General features: G+C 51.2%; 13 protein-coding genes and 3 tRNA genes. 11 read left to right on the top strand and 5 right to left on the bottom strand.

All coding sequences use genetic code 11. The annotated features are described in order from the left end of the window. Positions 1-2 precede the first annotated feature (2 nt). Positions 3-2657 (bottom strand): magnesium-translocating P-type ATPase, encoded by a 2655-nt coding sequence (mgtA, locus tag GAP13_RS03265; protein ID WP_158906148.1) that lies wholly within the window; start codon positions 2655-2657, stop codon positions 3-5. Positions 2658-2966: 309 nt separating this feature from the next. Between mgtA and GAP13_RS03260 the strand changes: the two genes are divergently transcribed. Further along, positions 2967-3039 (top strand) — tRNA-Pro (locus tag GAP13_RS03260). A 44-nt stretch (positions 3040-3083) separates the two neighbouring features. Then, a tRNA-Arg gene (locus GAP13_RS03255) sits at positions 3084-3157 on the top strand. A gap of 111 nt (positions 3158-3268) precedes the next feature. Here GAP13_RS03255 and GAP13_RS03250 read toward each other — a convergent pair. Further along, positions 3269-3340: transfer RNA gene (locus tag GAP13_RS03250), tRNA-Gly, on the bottom strand. Positions 3341-3996: 656 nt separating this feature from the next. On the opposite strand from GAP13_RS03250, the gene GAP13_RS03245 reads away from it, so the two are divergent. From GAP13_RS03245 to ispG, 8 genes are read left to right on the top strand one after another with little or no spacing between them, the layout of a single operon-like run. Then, the gene (locus tag GAP13_RS03245) at positions 3997-4614 is read left to right on the top strand and encodes a hypothetical protein (RefSeq protein WP_158906146.1); all 618 of its coding nucleotides are present in this window, start codon (positions 3997-3999) and stop codon (positions 4612-4614) included. 1 nt (position 4615) lies between these two features. Beyond that, positions 4616-5203, top strand: coding sequence for a DUF2764 family protein (locus GAP13_RS03240; RefSeq protein WP_158906144.1), 588 nt, complete (start codon positions 4616-4618; stop codon positions 5201-5203). Then, entirely contained in the window at positions 5200-6963 is a 1764-nt protein-coding gene (locus GAP13_RS03235; RefSeq protein WP_158906142.1) for a V-type ATP synthase subunit A, read from the top strand. The genes GAP13_RS03240 and GAP13_RS03235 overlap by 4 nt, the downstream gene beginning before the upstream one ends. 3 nt (positions 6964-6966) lie before the next feature. Further along, positions 6967-8265 carry a V-type ATP synthase subunit B gene (locus GAP13_RS03230; protein ID WP_158906140.1) on the top strand — a complete coding sequence of 433 codons (1299 nt, stop codon included), beginning with the start codon at positions 6967-6969 and terminating at the stop codon, positions 8263-8265. A 32-nt stretch (positions 8266-8297) separates the two neighbouring features. Next, positions 8298-8912 (top strand): V-type ATP synthase subunit D, encoded by a 615-nt coding sequence (locus tag GAP13_RS03225; protein WP_158906138.1) that lies wholly within the window; start codon positions 8298-8300, stop codon positions 8910-8912. Continuing rightward, entirely contained in the window at positions 8909-10825 is a 1917-nt protein-coding gene (locus tag GAP13_RS03220) for a V-type ATP synthase subunit I (protein WP_158906136.1), read from the top strand. Before GAP13_RS03225 ends, GAP13_RS03220 begins: the two co-directional genes overlap by 4 nt. Further along, positions 10822-11244 carry an ATP synthase subunit C-like protein gene (locus GAP13_RS03215; RefSeq protein WP_158906134.1) on the top strand — a complete coding sequence of 141 codons (423 nt, stop codon included), beginning with the start codon at positions 10822-10824 and terminating at the stop codon, positions 11242-11244. Before GAP13_RS03220 ends, GAP13_RS03215 begins: the two co-directional genes overlap by 4 nt. Before the next feature lie 16 nt (positions 11245-11260). After that, positions 11261-12367 (top strand): (E)-4-hydroxy-3-methylbut-2-enyl-diphosphate synthase, encoded by a 1107-nt coding sequence (gene ispG, locus GAP13_RS03210; protein ID WP_158906132.1) that lies wholly within the window; start codon positions 11261-11263, stop codon positions 12365-12367. Between the two features lie 5 nt (positions 12368-12372). On the opposite strand, the gene GAP13_RS03205 is transcribed toward ispG, so the two are convergent. Together GAP13_RS03205 and GAP13_RS03200 are read right to left on the bottom strand one after the other, a co-directional pair. Then, positions 12373-12699, bottom strand: a complete 327-nt coding sequence (locus GAP13_RS03205; RefSeq protein WP_158906130.1) for an ArsR/SmtB family transcription factor — start codon at positions 12697-12699, stop codon at positions 12373-12375. A gap of 52 nt (positions 12700-12751) precedes the next feature. Beyond that, positions 12752-13153, bottom strand: coding sequence for a hypothetical protein (locus tag GAP13_RS03200; RefSeq protein ID WP_158906128.1), 402 nt, complete (start codon positions 13151-13153; stop codon positions 12752-12754). Between the two features lie 79 nt (positions 13154-13232). Between GAP13_RS03200 and mfd the strand changes: the two genes are divergently transcribed. Continuing rightward, positions 13233-16628: a transcription-repair coupling factor gene (mfd, locus tag GAP13_RS03195; RefSeq protein ID WP_158906126.1), complete on the top strand. Its 3396-nt coding sequence runs from the start codon at positions 13233-13235 to the stop codon at positions 16626-16628. 7 nt (positions 16629-16635) lie between these two features. Here mfd and GAP13_RS03190 read toward each other — a convergent pair whose 3' ends face one another. Continuing rightward, positions 16636-17427 (bottom strand): SAM-dependent methyltransferase, encoded by a 792-nt coding sequence (locus GAP13_RS03190; RefSeq protein ID WP_158906124.1) that lies wholly within the window; start codon positions 17425-17427, stop codon positions 16636-16638. Between the last annotated feature and the right edge of the window lie 7 nt (positions 17428-17434).

The raw sequence follows: 17434 nt of genomic DNA, 5'->3' as shown, positions 1-17434 counted from the left end.
GATTATGCCCCTTCAAAACGCCGCATGAACCAGCGTTTTACTTTGTGTGTAAGCACCGAATAGGTGATGAGAAAACCCGCAATCCAGAGCCAATAGACGCCGGGAAGCGGTACAAGCCCGAGCATCGCGGCGAAAGGCGAATAGGGCAGCCAGGCACCTATGGCCATCACCGCAAGTGTCGTGAGCAACATCGGCCCGGAAGCTCTGCTCTGGAAAAACGGAATGCGCCTTGTGCGGATAATATGCACAATCAGCGTCTGCGTCAGAAGCGATTCGACAAACCAGCCAGTCTGGAAAAGGCGAGCGATTGCGTCTTTCTGGGCGGCGGCGATGCCAGGGTCGATATAGGCACTCGCCTTGAAGAAAAACCACATGAGCGCGAATGTCGCATAATCGAAAATCGAGCTGATAGGTCCGATGAAAATCATAAAGCGCTTTATGTTGTTGATATCCCATTTGACGGGCTTTGTGATCAATTCCGAATCGACATTATCCATCGGTATGCCGGTCTGCGAAAAATCGTAGAGGAGATTGTTGGTCAGAATCTGCAGAGGCTGCATGGGCAAGAACGGCAGAAGGTAGCTCGCGCCCAATACACTGAACATGTTGCCGAAGTTGGAGCTCGCGCCCATTCGGATATACTTGATGATATTGGCAAAAATGCGCCTGCCCTCCATAATGCCTTCTTCCAGAACGAGGAGGCTTTTTTCGAGCAGGACAATATCCGCAGATTCCTTTGCGACATCGACCGCGGAATCAACCGAAATGCCCACATCAGCGGCTTTGAGCGCCGTTGCGTCGTTGATGCCGTCGCCCATGTATCCGACAATATTGCCCTGGCGCCTGAGTTCCTTGACAATTTGTTCTTTCTGGCTCGGAGTGAGCTTGACGAAGACCTCGCAGCTGCGAACCTTTTCGGAGAATGCTGCGGCATCGAGTGCACCCAGCTCCGCCCCGGTGATCGCTGAAGTAAAGGGAATACCGACGTCTCTGCACACTTTTTCGGTGACAAGCCCATTGTCACCGGTGAGCACTTTGACTCCGACACCAGCTTTCGCAAGCAGCTTGATTGCTTCGGTGGCCGACTCTTTCGGCGGGTCCATGAAGGCGATGTACCCAAGAAGAATAAGCTGGCTTTCATCCTGGACAGTGAAGGTTGTCTTTGTCCTCGGGAATTCGCGGTAGGCAATGCCGAGGACTCTGAAGCCTTCCTGATTGAGCTTCTGCACTTCCTCGAAGAGGTCGGCGCGGATCATGTCGATAAGCGGGTAAATTTCCTCGTCAATCTGGTAGTGGGTGCAGCAGCTGTATATTTCTTCGACCGCACCCTTGCAGATCAGCACGTTATCGCCTTCGTATTCGACGACGACTGACATACGTCTTCGCTGGAAATCGAAGGGGAGCTCATCGACAAGGTGACATTCATCTACATTGAGATCGACATGCTCGATAACCGCTCTGTCGAGCAGATTTTTAAGGCCTGTCTGAAAATAGCTGTTGAGATAGGCATAGTTCAGCACTTCATCGCTCTTGTTGCCGATGATGTCCACATGGTGTTCGAGCACGACCTTGTCCTGGGTCAAGGTGCCAGTCTTGTCAGTGCAGAGGATATTGATTGATCCGAGGTTTTGGATCGACGGCAGTTTCTTTACAATGACCTTTTTCTTGGCCATCGCCAGTGCGCCTTTTGCAAGGTTGACTGTGACGATCATCGGCAGCATTTCCGGTGTGAGTCCGACTGCAACCGAGAGCGCAAAGAGCAAGGCTTCGAGCCAATTGCCTTTTGTTATACCCACAATAAGGAAGACTACGCTCACCATGACCAGCATGAACCTGATCATGAGCCATGTGAACGAACGCACTCCCTTGTCGAAACTGGTTTCTTCTCTTCTTTCGATTAGCTTTTTGGAAATGGCGCCGAAAAGCGTATGTGCTCCTGTTGTTACGACAACAGCTCGCGCAGTGCCACTTGTCACGCTCGTTCCCATAAAGCATGCGTTTGGAAGTTCCATGGCCGATTTTACAGGTTCAGCGGGTGGGTTTGCGGTCTTTTCGACTGGCATGGACTCGCCAGTGAGGGCTGATTCGCTGACGAAAAAGTCTTTCGCAGAAATAACCCGCACATCGGCAGGAACGATTGCACCTGCTTGAAGCAGCACGATGTCCCCCGGAACGATCTCGGACATCCGAATTTCTGTTTCTGCGCCATCGCGAAGCACATATGTCCGCGATTGTACTCGTTTGCCAAGGGCTTCAACTTCCTTGTTCGAGCGGCTGTCGAGTATGTACGACAAGCCGACGCTGAGCAAAATCATCGCTCCTACTATGATTGATGAAGTAGCTTCTCCGATGATGGCGGAGACCGTGGCAATGATAAGAAGCTGAATCACAAGAGGACTTTTGAATCGCTCGAACATATCCTCCCAAAAGCTGAGCTTTTTAAGCTGGGAGAGTTCATTCCGTCCAAATTCAGAAATTCTCTTGTCCACTTCTTTTTCAGAGAGCCCCCGGGCGCTTGTTTCAAGCTCGGACAAAGTGCTTTGCACAGAGGAAGAGCAGAGTGATATCAGCCGGTACTCGTCGCTGCTCGAAATGCCTCCGTTGGCGGAGCTGCCCCTTTTTTTGAGAAAAGGCAAGAGTAATGGTAATTTGGTCATAGCTCACCTCTAAATACTGCCGCGTGCCTGACAGCAGGAGGTGAATGGCTTAAGGCTAGTGGCTGCCTTCAGCCTTTTCGTTGCCAGCTGTCAGGTCAGATGGTCGCGGGAATGGATCTTCGGGCTCGGTACATATGCAACAACTATGACTGCCATCCGAGTCGTTCATGACGCATCCTCCTTTCTGCTGGATTTATGGAACATTCGAAATTTGTCTTACTATGGAGCAAAATTCCGCTGTAGTCAAGCTTAAAATTTCCGATATATTGACAGACATGCGCTTTTTCATCTAGTTTACAACCCTGGAATCGGGACGTAGCCTAGGGGCTAAGGCGTCTGCTTTGGGAGCAGAAGATCGGAGGTTCAAATCCTCTCGTCCCGAATAGAAATACGCCGTGGCTCGCCGAGCAGGCATAACGAACAATAGGGATCATAGCTCAACTGGATAGAGCAACTGCCTTCTAAGCAGTAGGTCGGGGGTTCGACTCCCTCTGGTCCCATAAAGAATTACAACATATCATTGTTTGCGATATCGCATTGTTACTCAAGTTTTGTTACCAGACTATGGGAAAATAAAAAGCGGCAGATTGTTTCTGCCGCTTTTTTTGTCGAGCGACCGATGGGAGTCGAACCCACGTCTCCAGCTTGGAAGGCTGGGGTAATAGCCGTTATACGACGGTCGCGTTTTTAAATTCGCCGCTTTTTGCGGCGGCTAGCAGAGGTAACCGTCGTGCTGCTCCGGCTTCTGCCGGTTTGCAAGCGCTGCGGGCCTCTGCATGTGCGCCGTCGCGGTACGACGGTCGCGTTTTTAAATTCGCCGCTTTTCGCGGCAGGTAGCAGAGGTAACCGTCGTGCTGCTCCGGCTATTGCCGGTATGCGGGCACTGGGGCCTCTGGTGGTGCGCCGTCGCGGTACGACGGTCGCGTTTTTAAATTCGCCGCTTTTCGCGGCAGGTAGCAGAGGTAACCGTCGTGCTGCTCCGGCTTCTGCCGGTTTGCAAGCGCTGCGGGCCTCTGCATGTGCGCCGTCGCGGTACGACGGTCGCGTTTTTAAATTCGCCGCTTTTCGCAACTAGCGCGATTTAATCGCAAGCAAGCCATCATGTCAAGAGGAAGCGCAACACAGCCAGATCTTGCCCAAACAGCGCTTTCGGTATAAACTGGTTTCTTGAATATGCGCTCCATTTCAAGATTTATTTATATATTATATTATTGATATAAGGTGGCAGTGGTGATTTTCTTATCCGGTTTCTCAGCAAGTTCGGCCCGAAGCCATTGCAGGAAAATCGATACGCCATCTCTGCCAGTCCAGAGATCCTACACATCCAGAGGAAATTAACATGGAGATCCAGGTACAAGAGCTTCTTGAGAGAATTCGGAACGAAGGCATAGAAACTGCAAAAAAGCAGGCGGAAGAGATCATCGAAAAAGCGCAGGCTCAAGCCGATGAAATTATTGCAAGAGCAAAGAAAGAAGCCGAAGAGGCGCTTACAGAAGCAGAACGCCGCATTGCTTCTATGGATGCTGCTTCGCGTGAAAGCCTTCTTCAAGCTTCGCGGGACACAATGATTGCGCTCAAACAGAGTGTGCGCATGTTTGTCGAATCCGCATTGAATGCCGATATAGAAGCCGCTTTCGATGCAAAAATGGCAGCGCAGGTTATACCCGAGATTGTCAGAATCCTTGCCTCCAGCCAGAGCGGCGATATAGAAGTGCTTCTGCCTCCTACGCTGGAAGAAAAGATTGATGCCTCCATTGCAGCAAGGCTTTCGAAAGAGCTTGCCCGCGGAATAACCTTTAAGCCCTATCCTGCAATCGATGCGGGATTCCGTGTGGCAGTCGAAGGTTCTGCGGTCCAGTTTGATTTTACTTCCGAAAGCATTGCGCAAATTCTATCGGTCCGGGTGAACAGGCTTCTCGCTGAATATTTGAAGGAAGCTTCAGGGAGCCTGACCTGAAATGAAGCGGTATTGGTATTTCGCTTCGACTTTGCCATCTTTTCCATTTGGAGCGCCTCCTCCTTTCTCTGCTCAGGAATTCGACGCCCTCTGCGAGCGTTTGGTTGACAAGAGCGATCGCGAACTCATCCAGGCAGCAGGGGCTGCAGTGAGGGGCGAGTACACGGGCACAATCGAAAAATCTCCTTTTCTGAAAGCATTTTTCGAATGGGAGCGCGGCACTCGCAATGCCCTAGCTATGCTGAGGGCAAGAGAATTCAAATGGGATCCAGAGCCCTGGATAAGACCAGGCAGCACCAATACGGACGCGCTGCAAGCTGCGCAAGCTATTCATTCGGCTTCTGATCCATTGCAGGCAGAGCTCACCTTCGAGCGTGAACGATGGATTGCGGTCGAAAGACTTTCAGCACTTTCTGCCTTTGAACTCGATTATATTCTTGCGTATAAAATCAAACTGCTTATTGCGACCCGCTGCATCTCCTTCCAGAGAGATCGAGGCGCGGAAGGGTTCAGGATCTTTTATCAAGATATCGTCGATGCAGCTGCGGATGTAGCCAGCAGCGCGCTAGACACCGGAGTGGCAACATGACAGAAGGAATCGTTACCGCAGTAAACGGAAATATGGTTTCTGTCGAAACTGACGGAAATGTTACCATGAATGAGGTAGCCTACATCGAAACTGGGACGAGGAGCCTCAAGAGCGAGATCATACGCATTCGTGGCAATTCAGTCCAGGTACAGGTCTATGAAATAACCAAAGGCATCAAGGTCGGGAATAAAGTTCGATTCACCAATGAGTTGCTTTCCGTCGAACTTGGTCCGGGACTGCTTGGGCAGATCTATGATGGTCTTCAGAACCCGCTTCCTGAAATTGCCGAAAAAGTGGGTTATTTTCTGGAGCCAGGTCTATACCTGAAGGCTCTTTCGCGCGAAACAAGGTGGCATTTTACGCCGCTGGCAAAAGTTGGCGATACATTGCAGCGAGGCATGGCAATCGGATGGGTGCCCGAGCTTCATTTCAGGCATATCATCATGGTGCCTTTCGATTTATACGGAGAATGGAAGCTTGCAGATATTCTCCCTGAAGGGGATTACACAATCGATGAGAATGTTGCGCATGTAGTAGACGCAAAAGGCAATACCAAACCGATAAAGATGTGGTTCTCCTGGCCGGTCAAGCGTGCGGTCGATTGCTATTCCGAACGGCTCAAGCCATCAGAGCCGCTTGTAACCAAGACACGCATCATCGACACATTTTTTCCGGTTGCAAAGGGCGGGACATATTGCATCCCCGGCCCGTTCGGCGCGGGAAAAACAGTTCTTCAGCAAGTTACAAGCCGTAACGCTGAAGTCGACATTGTGCTCATTGCAGCATGCGGCGAGCGTGCAGGCGAAGTTGTCGAAACCTTGAAGGAATTTCCGGAAATCATCGACCCCAAAACAGGTCGTTCATTAATGGAGCGAACGGTTATTATCTGCAATACTTCGTCGATGCCAGTCGCCGCGCGAGAGGCTTCGGTCTACACTGCGGTCACTATTGCAGAATATTACAGGCAGATGGGGCTCGATGTCCTTCTGCTTGCAGATTCTACCAGTCGATGGGCTCAGGCGATGCGCGAAATGTCCGGCCGCCTCGAGGAAATCCCTGGTGAAGAAGCATTTCCTGCATATCTTGAATCGGTTATCGCCGCATTCTATGAGCGTGCAGGCATCGTGCAGCTCTATAACGGGCAGAAAGGCTCTGTCACTATCGGCGGAACCGTTTCTCCTGCAGGCGGCAATTTCGAAGAGCCTGTCACCCAGGCAACCCTGAAAGTTGTGGGTGCGTTCCATGGCCTTTCGCGCGAGCGTTCGGATGCGCGCAAATATCCTGCCATTCACCCGCTCGATTCTTGGTCGAAATATGAAGGCATCATGCCGCAGAGAGCGGTGCAGTACGCACATTCATTTCTCGAGCGCGGCGCAGAAGTCGGCGCGATGATGAAAGTTGTCGGTGAAGAGGGGACAAGCCTTGAAGATTATGTGGTATATCTCAAGAGCGAATTCCTCGATGCCGTCTACCTCCAGCAGAACTCTTTCGATCCGGTCGATGCTGCTGTTCCGCCGGATCGCCAGAAACATATGTTCAGCCTTGTCCTAAAAATACTTGCTTCACAGGTCAAGTATAAAGACAAGGAAGATGCGCGAGAATTCTTCTATGACTTGCGGCAGACAATGCTGGACCTCAACGGCACGCCAGAAGACAGCGAAATGTATGACTCACTGTATGCAAAAGTCGAGCAGGCATTGGCGGACAGGAATCCCGAGTTCGAAAACCGCGGTTTGAAAGCGATCAGCGCGCTGGAGTGAGACATGAACAAAATATATTCGAGAATTGAATCAATTGTCGGCAACGTCATTGCGGTAAAAGCGCAGGATGTCGCGTATGGCGAACTGGCGCAGGTGAAGACGCGATACGGCATGTCGCTTGCGGAGACCATTCGTCTGGATAAAGAAATGGTTTTTCTCCAGGTGTTTGCTGGAGGACGGGGTATTTCTACCGGCGATGAAGTGCGGTTTCTTGGCCACCCGATGCAGGTGAGCTTTTCCGACAATCTCCTCGGCCGCATCTTCGACGGAGCAGGTGAGCCTCGCGACGGCGGGCCGATGCTTTCGGATAATCTCATCACTATTGCGGGACCTTCGGTCAACCCTTACAAACGCATAGTTCCGCGCGAGATGATCCGCACCGGCATCCCCATGATCGATGTATTCAATACGCTTGTGAAGAGCCAGAAACTGCCGATTTTTTCGGTTTCCGGCGAGCCGTATAACCAGCTTTTAGCCCGCATCGCTATGCAGGCGGAAGTCGATCTCATTGTGCTCGGCGGCATGGGCCTCAAATACGATGACTATCTTTTCTTCCGCGATTCGTTGGAGCAGGGCGGCGCTCTTTCCAAGACAATCATGTTTGTGCATACTGCCGCGGATCCCATTGTCGAATGCCTTATGGTGCCGGATATCTCGCTTGCGGTTGCGGAGCGCTTTGCGCTTAAGGGCAAAAACGTCCTAGTGCTCCTTACCGACATGACAAACTTTGCTGACGCGCTCAAAGAAATCGCGATTACTCAAGAGCAGGTACCCTCGAACCGCGGTTATCCTGGCGATCTCTATTCGCAGCTTGCCGCGCGATACGAAAAAGCGGTCGATTTCTCTGATGCTGGTTCCATAACGATTCTTGCAGTCACCACGATGCCCGGCGATGATGTCACGCACCCGGTCCCGGACAACACAGGCTACATCACCGAGGGGCAGTTCTATCTTCATGGCGGCCATATCGAGCCCTTTGGTTCGCTTTCGCGCCTCAAGCAGATGGTCAACGGCAAGACCCGCGAGGACCATCGCTCGATCATGGACGCAATGATCAAGCTGTATGCCGCCTACCGCGACACGCTGGAAAAGAAGTCGATGGGCTTCCAGATGAGTGTATGGGATCGCAAGCTTCTTAAATACGGAGAGCTCTTCGAGCAGCGCATGATGGACCTTTCGGTCAATATTCCTCTCGAAAAGGCTCTGGATCAGTGCTGGGAAACGCTTGCAGAATGCTTCGAGCCGCGCGAGACGGGCTTGCGCTCTGATTTGATCCAGAAATTCTGGGTCGGGCGGAAATGATAGCAGAAATGAAGGCGTAAAGGCGAACCACGATGGCGAAGATAAAGCTGACCAAGAACGAGCTCAAAAAGAAAAAAGATGCGCTGAAAATGTACCAGCGTTATCTGCCGACACTTCAGCTCAAGAAGCAGCAGCTGCAGGTTGAAGTCCGCAGCGTGCAGACTCGCCTGGAACAGCTTCTGGCGCGCAAGGCGACGCTGGAAAAAGAGTACGATCCCTGGATTGCGGTATTCTCTGAACAAGAAAAAGCACGGAAGTCGAACGGTGAGCCACTCTTGAGGATTGTTTCCGTACGCACGGACGAGGGCAATATTGCGGGCGTGACAATCCCTGTCTTTCAGGATATCGAATTCGAACGGTCGGTATACGACCTGTATGCGGCTCCTGTGTGGATAGATTCAGCTCTGACGCTCATGGAGCAACTTTTGCGGACGCAGATGGAACTGGAAATAGTTACCAGACAGCGAGAATTGCTTGCGCACGAGCTCCGCATTACGACGCAGCGCGTCAATCTTTTTGAAAAGGTAAAAATTCCCGAAACGATCGCTGATATTCGCAAAATCCGCATATATCTTGGCGATCAGCAGACCGCGCAGGTGGTAAGAGGCAAAATCGCGAAGCGCAAAGTGGAAGGAGCCGGGCGATGATTGTTCCCATGAAGAAGTTTTACCTCATTGTTCTCGATAAAGATAGGGAAAGTGTCCCCGAGCGCCTGCGAAAGCTCGGCGTCGCGCATGTCGAGGAACTTCCTGGGAGCGGAGAAACCTACCAAGCGCTAGAGCGGGGAAAATCGGAAGCTGAAACGGTCTATTATTTGCTTTCGAATTATGAGGACAAAAAATCGAAATCGAAACATCCTGCGAGGGAAGGAAAAGGGCTATCACAAATTGAAGCAGCAAAGCTGCTTGTTCAGGAAGTATCCGCTCTGAAGCATGAATTCGATACGCTGAACGAACGGGCTTCCCAGCTTGCGCGCGAAATGGACCGCATTGCAACGTGGGGCGAGGTTTCCGTTTCCCAGCTCGCTGAAGTGAGCGAAAAAACTGGTCTTTCAATACATTTTTTCGAAGCGCCTTCCAAAGAAGCTGCGCATATCCCTGAAGAGCTTGAATATGTGCGGTTGGCAGCGCCTAAAGGAAAGATCAGGCTTGGCGTCCTTATAGAAGAGGGCAAAAAACTCCCTGAACTGCCAGCCATTTTTCAGGAATTTCTTCCGCCAGAAATGCCGCTTTCGTCTATGCGCCAGGAAGCAGCATCAATCGATCGCCGCAAAAAAGAGATCGAGGCCGAGCTGCGAGCCCGGACTGTTCATGCTTCGGTTCTGAAATCCTATCTTGATGAGCTTGAATCGAATATTACGCTGGAGCGGTTGCGCTCGGGAATGCCGAGTCAAGCGCAATTTGCATATTTGCAGGGTTTTGTGCCTGCTCGCGACTGTGACCGGTTCAAGAAAATGGTTGCGCGCTATGGCTGGGCAGCAGCCTTCGATGATCCATCCGATGAGGAATTGCCTCCTACCCTCGTCGAAAATCCGCCTGCGATACGTATCATCGATCCGGTTTTCGAATTTCTGGGCACGGTGCCCAACTATAGGGAATATGATATTTCGTTATGGTTTCTGATGTTTTTCTCTCTGTTCTTCGCAATGATCTTCGGTGATGGAGGGTATGGGTCGCTTATCGTTCTGGCATCGCTTGTATCGATTGTGCTCGGGAAACGAAAGGGCCAGAAAGCAAGTGATGCGCAGAAGCTTTTCCTGCTGCTCGGCGCGGTGACAGTCGTATGGGGTGCGCTGACCGCATCCTGGTTTGGTATCCAGTACAACCACCTGCCGTATATACTCCAAAATATTTCCCTGCCTCTCATCAATGGCCAGAATCCGAATTCCGAAAGCAACATCAAAGTATTCTGCTTTATAATAGGCCTCGTGCAGCTTTCAATCGCTCACATAAAAAATATAAAGCGCGATTTTCCGAACCTCAAGTTCATGTCACAGATAGGTTCTCTGCTCTTGCTTGCAGGCATGTTCAATGCAGCGCTGAATCTCGTCATCGACGCGCAGAGGTTTCCTATCCGGAGCTGGGCGCTTATCTGCATCGCATCGGGATTTTCCCTTGTGTTCGTGTTCGGAAATTGGAATGGAAAGATCGTGCCGAGCCTTGTGGAAAGCCTCAAGGGTCTTATTCCTACGTTCCTGGGAACGGTGAGCGTGTTTGCCGATATCGTGTCCTATATCCGACTTTGGGCGGTCGGGCTTGCGGGACTTGCAATTTCCCAGACAGTGAATGGCATGGCAGCGGGTATTCTTGGTGGCGCGGCCGGTTTCTTGCTCGGTTTTATTCTGAAGCTCCTGATAGCGGTGATGCTGCTGGCGGTGAGCCATTCGCTCAACTTTGTGCTCACTGTACTATCGGTAGTCGTACATGGCATACGACTCAATATGCTGGAGTTTTCCGGACACCTCGGTATGGAGTGGTCTGGTTACAAATATAATCCGCTGAGAGAAGCGAAATCTTCTCCAGCGCCTATGCAATCAACCCTTGAGGAGACTGGAGTATGAACATTGCATTGATCGGTGCGGCATGCGTACTCGGGCTGGCGGCGACCGGTTCTGGTATCGGCGCGGGAATTGCTGGTATGGCAGCAATCGGTTCGTGGAAGCGCTCCTATTTGAATAACAAAACGCCATCGTTTCTGCTCGTCGCGTTTGCTGGTGCGCCGCTGACGCAGACTATTTATGGCTTTATTCTGATGGGCCGGCTTATGAATTCCTCGAAAGACCCGCTGCTTCTGCTTGCTGCGGGAGTGATGTCAGGGCTGGCCATTGGTATGTCGGCTGTCGCCCAGGGGCAGGCAGCAGCAGCAGGCTGCGATGCCTTCGGCGAGACAGGCAAGGGCTTTGCGAACTACATTACTGTAGTCGGCCTCTGCGAAACTGTCGCACTTTTTGTGCTTGCATTCACCTTCAGCGCAGTCTGAAGTCAAAAGCAGTTCAATGGCAGCCAATATTTCTGGCGGCGTTCCCGCTGAAAGAAAGGCAGTAAAAGTCGGCGATGTGCTGATGGGCCAAGGCTGGCCTGTCAGCATCCAGACAATGTGGAAAGACCCGCTCCCTGCCTTTTCGAGCCCGGATGATGAGCGTCTTCAACCAATATTGAAGAGGCTTGTCGCACTCAAAGCGATTGGCTGCCAGATCATTCGATTTGCGGTACCTGATATTGCGGCTGCCGAAGCGCTTGGCATGCTTGCAGGGTTTTCTCCGATGCCTGTGGTCGCCGACATCCATTTTGACTGGCGTATTGCTCTGCGGTGCATGGATTTTCCGATTGCGAAAGTACGCATAAACCCGGGGAATATCGGCGCGGAATGGAAGGTGCGCGAAGTCGCGGCGAAGGCGCTCGACAAAGGCATTCCCATTCGGATCGGCATAAATGGCGGCTCTCTGCCAAAGGATCTGGATGGTGAGCCGGATCTCGCTCTTGCTGCGCTAAAAGCTGCAGCGCGTGAAATCGAAGTGCTAGAGTCGATGCATTTCAGCGATATTGTGGTATCGCTCAAGCTGAACGAGCCAGAGACCGTGATCCGCGCAAACGAGCTTTTTGCTGCGCAGTATCCGTATCCGCTTCATCTTGGTGTAACGGAAGCAGGCCCGCTCGTCGCGGGGGTAGTACGCAATACCGCAGCTCTCGTTCCTCTTTTGAAAAAAGACATCGGCGCGACCATCCGTGTTTCGCTCTCCGATACAATGGAGCAGGAAGTCCTTGCCGGGAAAGAAATTCTTGCCTGCGCAGGCAAGAAAATGAATGGAGCGAGAATTGTTTCCTGTCCGCGCTGCGGTCGGGCTACATTTGATACGCATGCATTCACGGCTCGCTGGATGGAGCGGCTCTATTCGATTGGCGTGGATATTTCGGTTGCAGTGATGGGGTGCGTCGTCAATGGGCCGGGCGAAGCACGGCATGCCGATATTGGCATTACAGGTTCAGGAAATTCGGTATTAATATTCAAGCATGGCGAGATCGTCCGCCGGATCGCGAAAGAAGAAGCAGACAAAGCATTTGGCGAGGAGCTCGATGCCCTGGTAAGGGAAAAATCGATGTAAGCGGGCTATTTTTTTGGCTCCGGAGCGCTGGTGCCAATTTCGCAAATCATTGAGTCAATCAGGTTTTTTATGAATGGGTCACTGATCGAATAGATACGGCGCGTTTTCTTGACTTCCGAAGATACAATTCCATAGCGCTTCAGAATTGCGAGGTGCTGTGAAACAACCGGTTGTGGCTGGTCCAGACATCGCCAGATGTCTCCAACACAGGGAACTTCCTGATGGACAATAAGGCAGAGAATTTTCAGCCGGACCGGATGACCGATCGCCTTAAATTTTTGTGCATAAGGAGTTAATTGCTCTTCATTGCAAGGTTTTGGTGTTGTATCCATAATATGTTTATTATATAGCAATTAATGCAAAAGCGCAAGTTCGAATATTTTTTTATTCTTTTACCATCCGCTGCGCTTTTGCGACCAGTCTGCTGCCGCGATGGCCAGGGGATACCGCTCCGCTGAAAACCAGTCGGGCAAGGCTGCTGGCATCTTTTTGCAGTTTTTCTTCAGTAATCTGCCAGCATTGCATAAACGACGGCACTTCATCACCGATAACTACAATCCTGCAGCGCTGCAGCGATTCTGAAAAGCGCACCATGGCTGCAATGAGCGGGATGTGCAAAGGAAAATCCTTCTGCCGTATGATCAGCACATCGGGTTTAATTTCAGCGATATGGTCGATGACCTTTATCGGGTCACGATAGCTGATAGCGCTAATGCCGCTTTCCTGCAGATCTCTGAGAACGAGATCAGCGACCGAGGTATCTTCGATTAAAATCAGTGCAAACATGAACAACCAATCAGAGCAGCCATAGAAACCAGATGTCAATATAGGTATACTGGACAGTGCTCCGGAAGGACAGCATACGATGAAAGTTCATACTCTGCAAGCATTGTTCGACAGAATCTCGCGGAATGCGGCCCTCAAAGAGATCAGGGTACATCTTGAACTCGGCAGGCTGCCGCTTCATCTACAAAATTCAGAAAACTCGGCACTCGCAATGAGCTTGGCGCTGCTTTCCCGCCAGACCAAGCGGCGATTTATCGTCGTGCTTCCGTCGGATCAGGAAACAGAAGAATTTGCGCAAGACCTTGCCCTTACTGATGCAAAAGTGCTCAATTTTCCTTCCTGGCCTGGGGCTCCATATCGGGCAATTCCGGTGCGTTCCAGAATCTTCAGCGAAAGAACTTCGGCGCTCGCCAAGCTTGCGGAAAATGACTTCGAGATAATGGTTGTATCAGCGCGAACCCTCGCGATAGCGGTCCCTCCAAAATCGTATATGCTGGCGCATACCCTGAAGCTCGAAGAACGGCAGCTTTTTGACCCGACCAAGATTTCAGAAAGGCTTGCTGAATTTGGCTATCTGCGGGTTCCTTCGGTGAGCCTTCCAGGCGAATATGCGCTCCGCGGAGAAGTGCTCGATTTTTCTATGCCCGGAGAAGAAACTGCAATTCGCGTTCATTTCGATTTTGACAGAATCGAAAAAATCACCAGATTCGATCCGGCCACGCAATCGGGGCATGAACGAATTCAGCAAATTATTCTGCGTCCCCTCAAAGAAGTAATATGGGATACATCCACGATTGCCCGTCTGAAAGAGAAAGCAGTCGAACTAGCGCGAACTGATGCGCGCATGGAACAGATTATCGAAGCCCTTGCTTCCGGGCAAGAAATACAGGGGGAAGAATTCTGGTTTCCGTTTGCATTTGATTCCATGCACAGCATTGTCGATTACGCTGATGACCACACGGTTTTTGTGTTCGTTGCACGCGAGCGCATCGATGCTCTGGCAGAAAATATCCGAAAAGAATATGCATCCATGTACCGGCTTGCCTTGCGTGAAATGCTTGTACCGCCGCCTGATCATCTGATACAGAATCTTGACTCGCTGATCAGCTCAATTTCGCGCGCGCTGTTCTGCTATGCATTGAAGGGGGTTGACGAATCGTCTTCCCGAATTGCATTGGGTGCCGAGCCTCCCCGATCTTATTTTGGAAATATTCGCCTGTTCCGGGAAGAGCTTGCCGGATTCGAGAAGGACGGATATCAGACCTGGATATTTGCTTCGAGCGAGCCTCAAGCCGAGCGCATTGCATCTCTCATCCAGGATGATTCCATTTTGATTGTCCATGGCCCGATTTCATCAGGTTTTATTTTCCCTGAACTTAGGCTCCGCGCGGTCAGCGAGCATGAGCTCTTTGGGCGCAGAAAACATGTGCCACGTTCTCTGGGAAAAACGAAAAGCGCAGCCATCGAAAGCTTTATCGAGCTGTCGCCTGGCGATTATGTCGTCCATGTGAATTACGGCATCGGCAGATTCAGCGGCATCGAACGGCTTACTGTTCTCGGGCTCGAACGCGACTACATCCGCATCGATTATGCAGGCGAAGAAAAGGTTTTTGTCCCTATCGAGCAGGCGAATCTCGTCCAGCGCTATATCGGGAATGAAGGCGAGGCGCCGCACCTCGATTCGCTCGGTTCCAGGGCATGGGAAAATCGAAAACGACGTGTACGCAAATCTGTCGAAGAGCTCGCTGAGCGGCTCATTCGCATCTATGCCCGCCGGAAAGCAGCAAAGGGGTTTGCATTTCCCCCGGATACGGATTGGCAGATGCAATTCGAGGCAACTTTTCCTTTCGAAGAGACAGAAGACCAGATTCGCTGCATCGAAGAAGTCAAGCGCGATATGGAAAGCCCGAAGCCCATGGACAGACTCGTCTGCGGCGATGTCGGGTTCGGGAAAACCGAAATCGCTATGCGCGCGTGTTTCAAGGCGATCACGGCAGGGAAACAGGTTGCTTTTCTTGCCCCAACCACGATTCTTGCCGAGCAGCATTACGAGAATTTTCTGGAGCGCGTCGGAGAATTTCCAGTAAGGGTTGAGCTGTTATCTCGCCTTATCGATAAGAAAAACCAGATGAAAATTCTGAAAGGGCTTGCGGATGGAAGTATCGATATGGTAATCGGCACGCATCGAATTCTGCAGAAAGATGTGAGATTCAAGGATCTAGGGCTGCTGGTAATCGATGAAGAGCAGAGGTTTGGCGTAAAGGATAAAGAGCGTCTTAAGGAGATGAAAGCAGGCGTTGACTGCCTAACCTTGACGGCCACGCCTATCCCGCGGACATTGCATATGTCGCTCCTCAAAATACGCGACATGTCCGTATTGCAGACACCGCCGATGGAAAGGCAGTCGATTCAAACCTTTGTCGAGGAATTCTCGCCTGAACTCGTCGCGCGTGCGATCAGGAATGAAATTGCGCGGGGCGGCCAGATTTTTTACCTGCATAACCGGATCGAAACGCTTCCGGAAGTGGAGCAGTTCATTCGGCAGCTTGTGCCGGAGGCGCTGGTCGAGAGTGCACACGGGCAGATAGATCCGCGCGATCTTGAGTCGATCATGCATCGCTTTATTCATGGAGCCTTCCATGTCCTGGTGTCGACAACAATTATAGAAAACGGCATCGATATTCCAAATGTAAATACAATAATTATTGACAGGGCAGATAATTATGGTGTCTCTCAATTATACCAGCTCAAAGGAAGAGTAGGGCGTTCCGACAGGCAAGCCTATGCGTATCTACTCTATCCGGACAAGCGGGCGCTCAGCGAACTAGCCATGAAGCGTCTGCAGATTATATCTGATTTTACGGAACTTGGCTCGGGTTTCAAGATTGCATTGAAAGATCTTGAGGTACGGGGTGCGGGCAATCTGCTTGGCAGGGAACAGTCGGGCGACATCTATGCCGTCGGATTCGATTTGTATCTCAAATTGCTCGACGAAGCGGTCAGCAGGCTTTCTGGGGTGGAGGGAGAAGAGGAAGAGCCGTATCTTGAGCTGGAATACTCAGGATTCATCCCGGACAGCTATATATCCGTACCGATGATCAAAATGGAAATCTACAAACGCATTGCATCAGTTTCGAACCAGGATGAAATCGATAGCCTGCATATGGATCTCGAGGAACGTTTCGGTCCGATTCCGGAAGAGGCGCTGTCGCTCCTTGCGCTTGCCGAGATGCGCGTGCTCTGCAGAAAGCTGGCAATTTCGAGCTTAAGGGAAAGAAACGGGCTAGTGACTGTCGAATTTTCCAAAGTGTCTAAGATATCTGTCGAGAAAATACTGCGCTTGATACGCGAATCATCAGGAGCCATCCGTCTGTCTCCCGATAAACCCAATGCAATACAGATACAGACAAAAGCGATTGGGCTCAAAGAAAAGAGCGCATATCTCAAGGAGCGCCTTTCGTTCCTTGCCGGATAGTGGCGCCTTATGCTCTGCAGCCGCGATGCTGCTGCGGTTGTGGCAGGACAGCTGGCAAACCGAAGCAGAATACCGCCGGCTGCGAAGGTGGCTCAAACAGGAAATTTCGCCAGCGAGCGACCTGCATAGACTTGATGAGCGAATTCTGCGTTCCAAATGCGCAGGCAAATGAGAAATGAAGCCTTTCCGGGAGCGATTCGATGCAGGCTTTGAATGTTTTTGCATTTCGGTAGGGTGTTTCGATAAAGACTCTTGCCGCGCCATCGGATGAGGCTTTCGTTCCTTCAGCGACCAGCATTTTGCGCAGATCTTGTTCTCGCACAGGCAAATATCCAAGGAAACAGAATTTCTGGCCATTAAGCCCCGATCCAGCGAGAGCAAGCATGAGTGAACTTTCTCCTCCCATCGGCACAACGCGCAGGTTTTCCGCATGAGCAGCTGCGACAAGCGCGGAACCAGGGTCAGCTATGCAGGGCATTCCTGCTTCGGAGAGAAGAGCGCAGTCATTGCCGTTTTTCAATGCAGCAAGTGGCGCATTCAGATCATTCGACGTGGAATGCTCATCGAGAAGCATGAATACAAGCTCATTCAGCCTGTCTGCCGGCAATATGCGTGAAAGCAATCTGAGCGCCGATTTTTCGGATTCGACAATGAAGTGAGTCATCCGAAAAAGGCGGTCTAGGATAGCAGGAGAAATCATTGCTCGAAGAAGAGCGGGTTTCCATAATGCAGGGTCATACGGCACAATTGGTGTCGGAATAAGATAGAGAGAGCCTGATTCCTTTTTTTTATTTTCCATGCAACTT

Origin of the sequence: Rectinema subterraneum (assembly GCA_009768935.1) — a bacterium.
Lineage (GTDB): Bacteria > Spirochaetota > Spirochaetia > Treponematales > Rectinemataceae > Rectinema > Rectinema subterraneum.
The sequence above is the reverse complement of the archived record's forward strand: the minus strand, read 5'-3'. Positions and strand labels throughout refer to the sequence as shown.

Bases quoted from the DNA above. Each gene is read 5' to 3' on its own strand.
- mgtA (WP_158906148.1), bottom strand. From the start codon at position 2,657: ATGACCAAATTACCATTACTCTTGCCTTTTCTCAAAAAAAGGGGCAGC.
- GAP13_RS03245 (WP_158906146.1), top strand. From the start codon at position 3,997: ATGGAGATCCAGGTACAAGAGCTTCTTGAGAGAATTCGGAACGAAGGC.
- GAP13_RS03240 (WP_158906144.1), top strand. From the start codon at position 4,616: ATGAAGCGGTATTGGTATTTCGCTTCGACTTTGCCATCTTTTCCATTT.
- GAP13_RS03235 (WP_158906142.1), top strand. From the start codon at position 5,200: ATGACAGAAGGAATCGTTACCGCAGTAAACGGAAATATGGTTTCTGTC.
- GAP13_RS03230 (WP_158906140.1), top strand. From the start codon at position 6,967: ATGAACAAAATATATTCGAGAATTGAATCAATTGTCGGCAACGTCATT.
- GAP13_RS03225 (WP_158906138.1), top strand. From the start codon at position 8,298: ATGGCGAAGATAAAGCTGACCAAGAACGAGCTCAAAAAGAAAAAAGAT.
- GAP13_RS03220 (WP_158906136.1), top strand. From the start codon at position 8,909: ATGATTGTTCCCATGAAGAAGTTTTACCTCATTGTTCTCGATAAAGAT.
- GAP13_RS03215 (WP_158906134.1), top strand. From the start codon at position 10,822: ATGAACATTGCATTGATCGGTGCGGCATGCGTACTCGGGCTGGCGGCG.
- ispG (WP_158906132.1), top strand. From the start codon at position 11,261: ATGGCAGCCAATATTTCTGGCGGCGTTCCCGCTGAAAGAAAGGCAGTA.
- GAP13_RS03205 (WP_158906130.1), bottom strand. From the start codon at position 12,699: ATGGATACAACACCAAAACCTTGCAATGAAGAGCAATTAACTCCTTAT.
- GAP13_RS03200 (WP_158906128.1), bottom strand. From the start codon at position 13,153: ATGTTTGCACTGATTTTAATCGAAGATACCTCGGTCGCTGATCTCGTT.
- mfd (WP_158906126.1), top strand. From the start codon at position 13,233: ATGAAAGTTCATACTCTGCAAGCATTGTTCGACAGAATCTCGCGGAAT.
- GAP13_RS03190 (WP_158906124.1), bottom strand. From the start codon at position 17,427: ATGGAAAATAAAAAAAAGGAATCAGGCTCTCTCTATCTTATTCCGACA.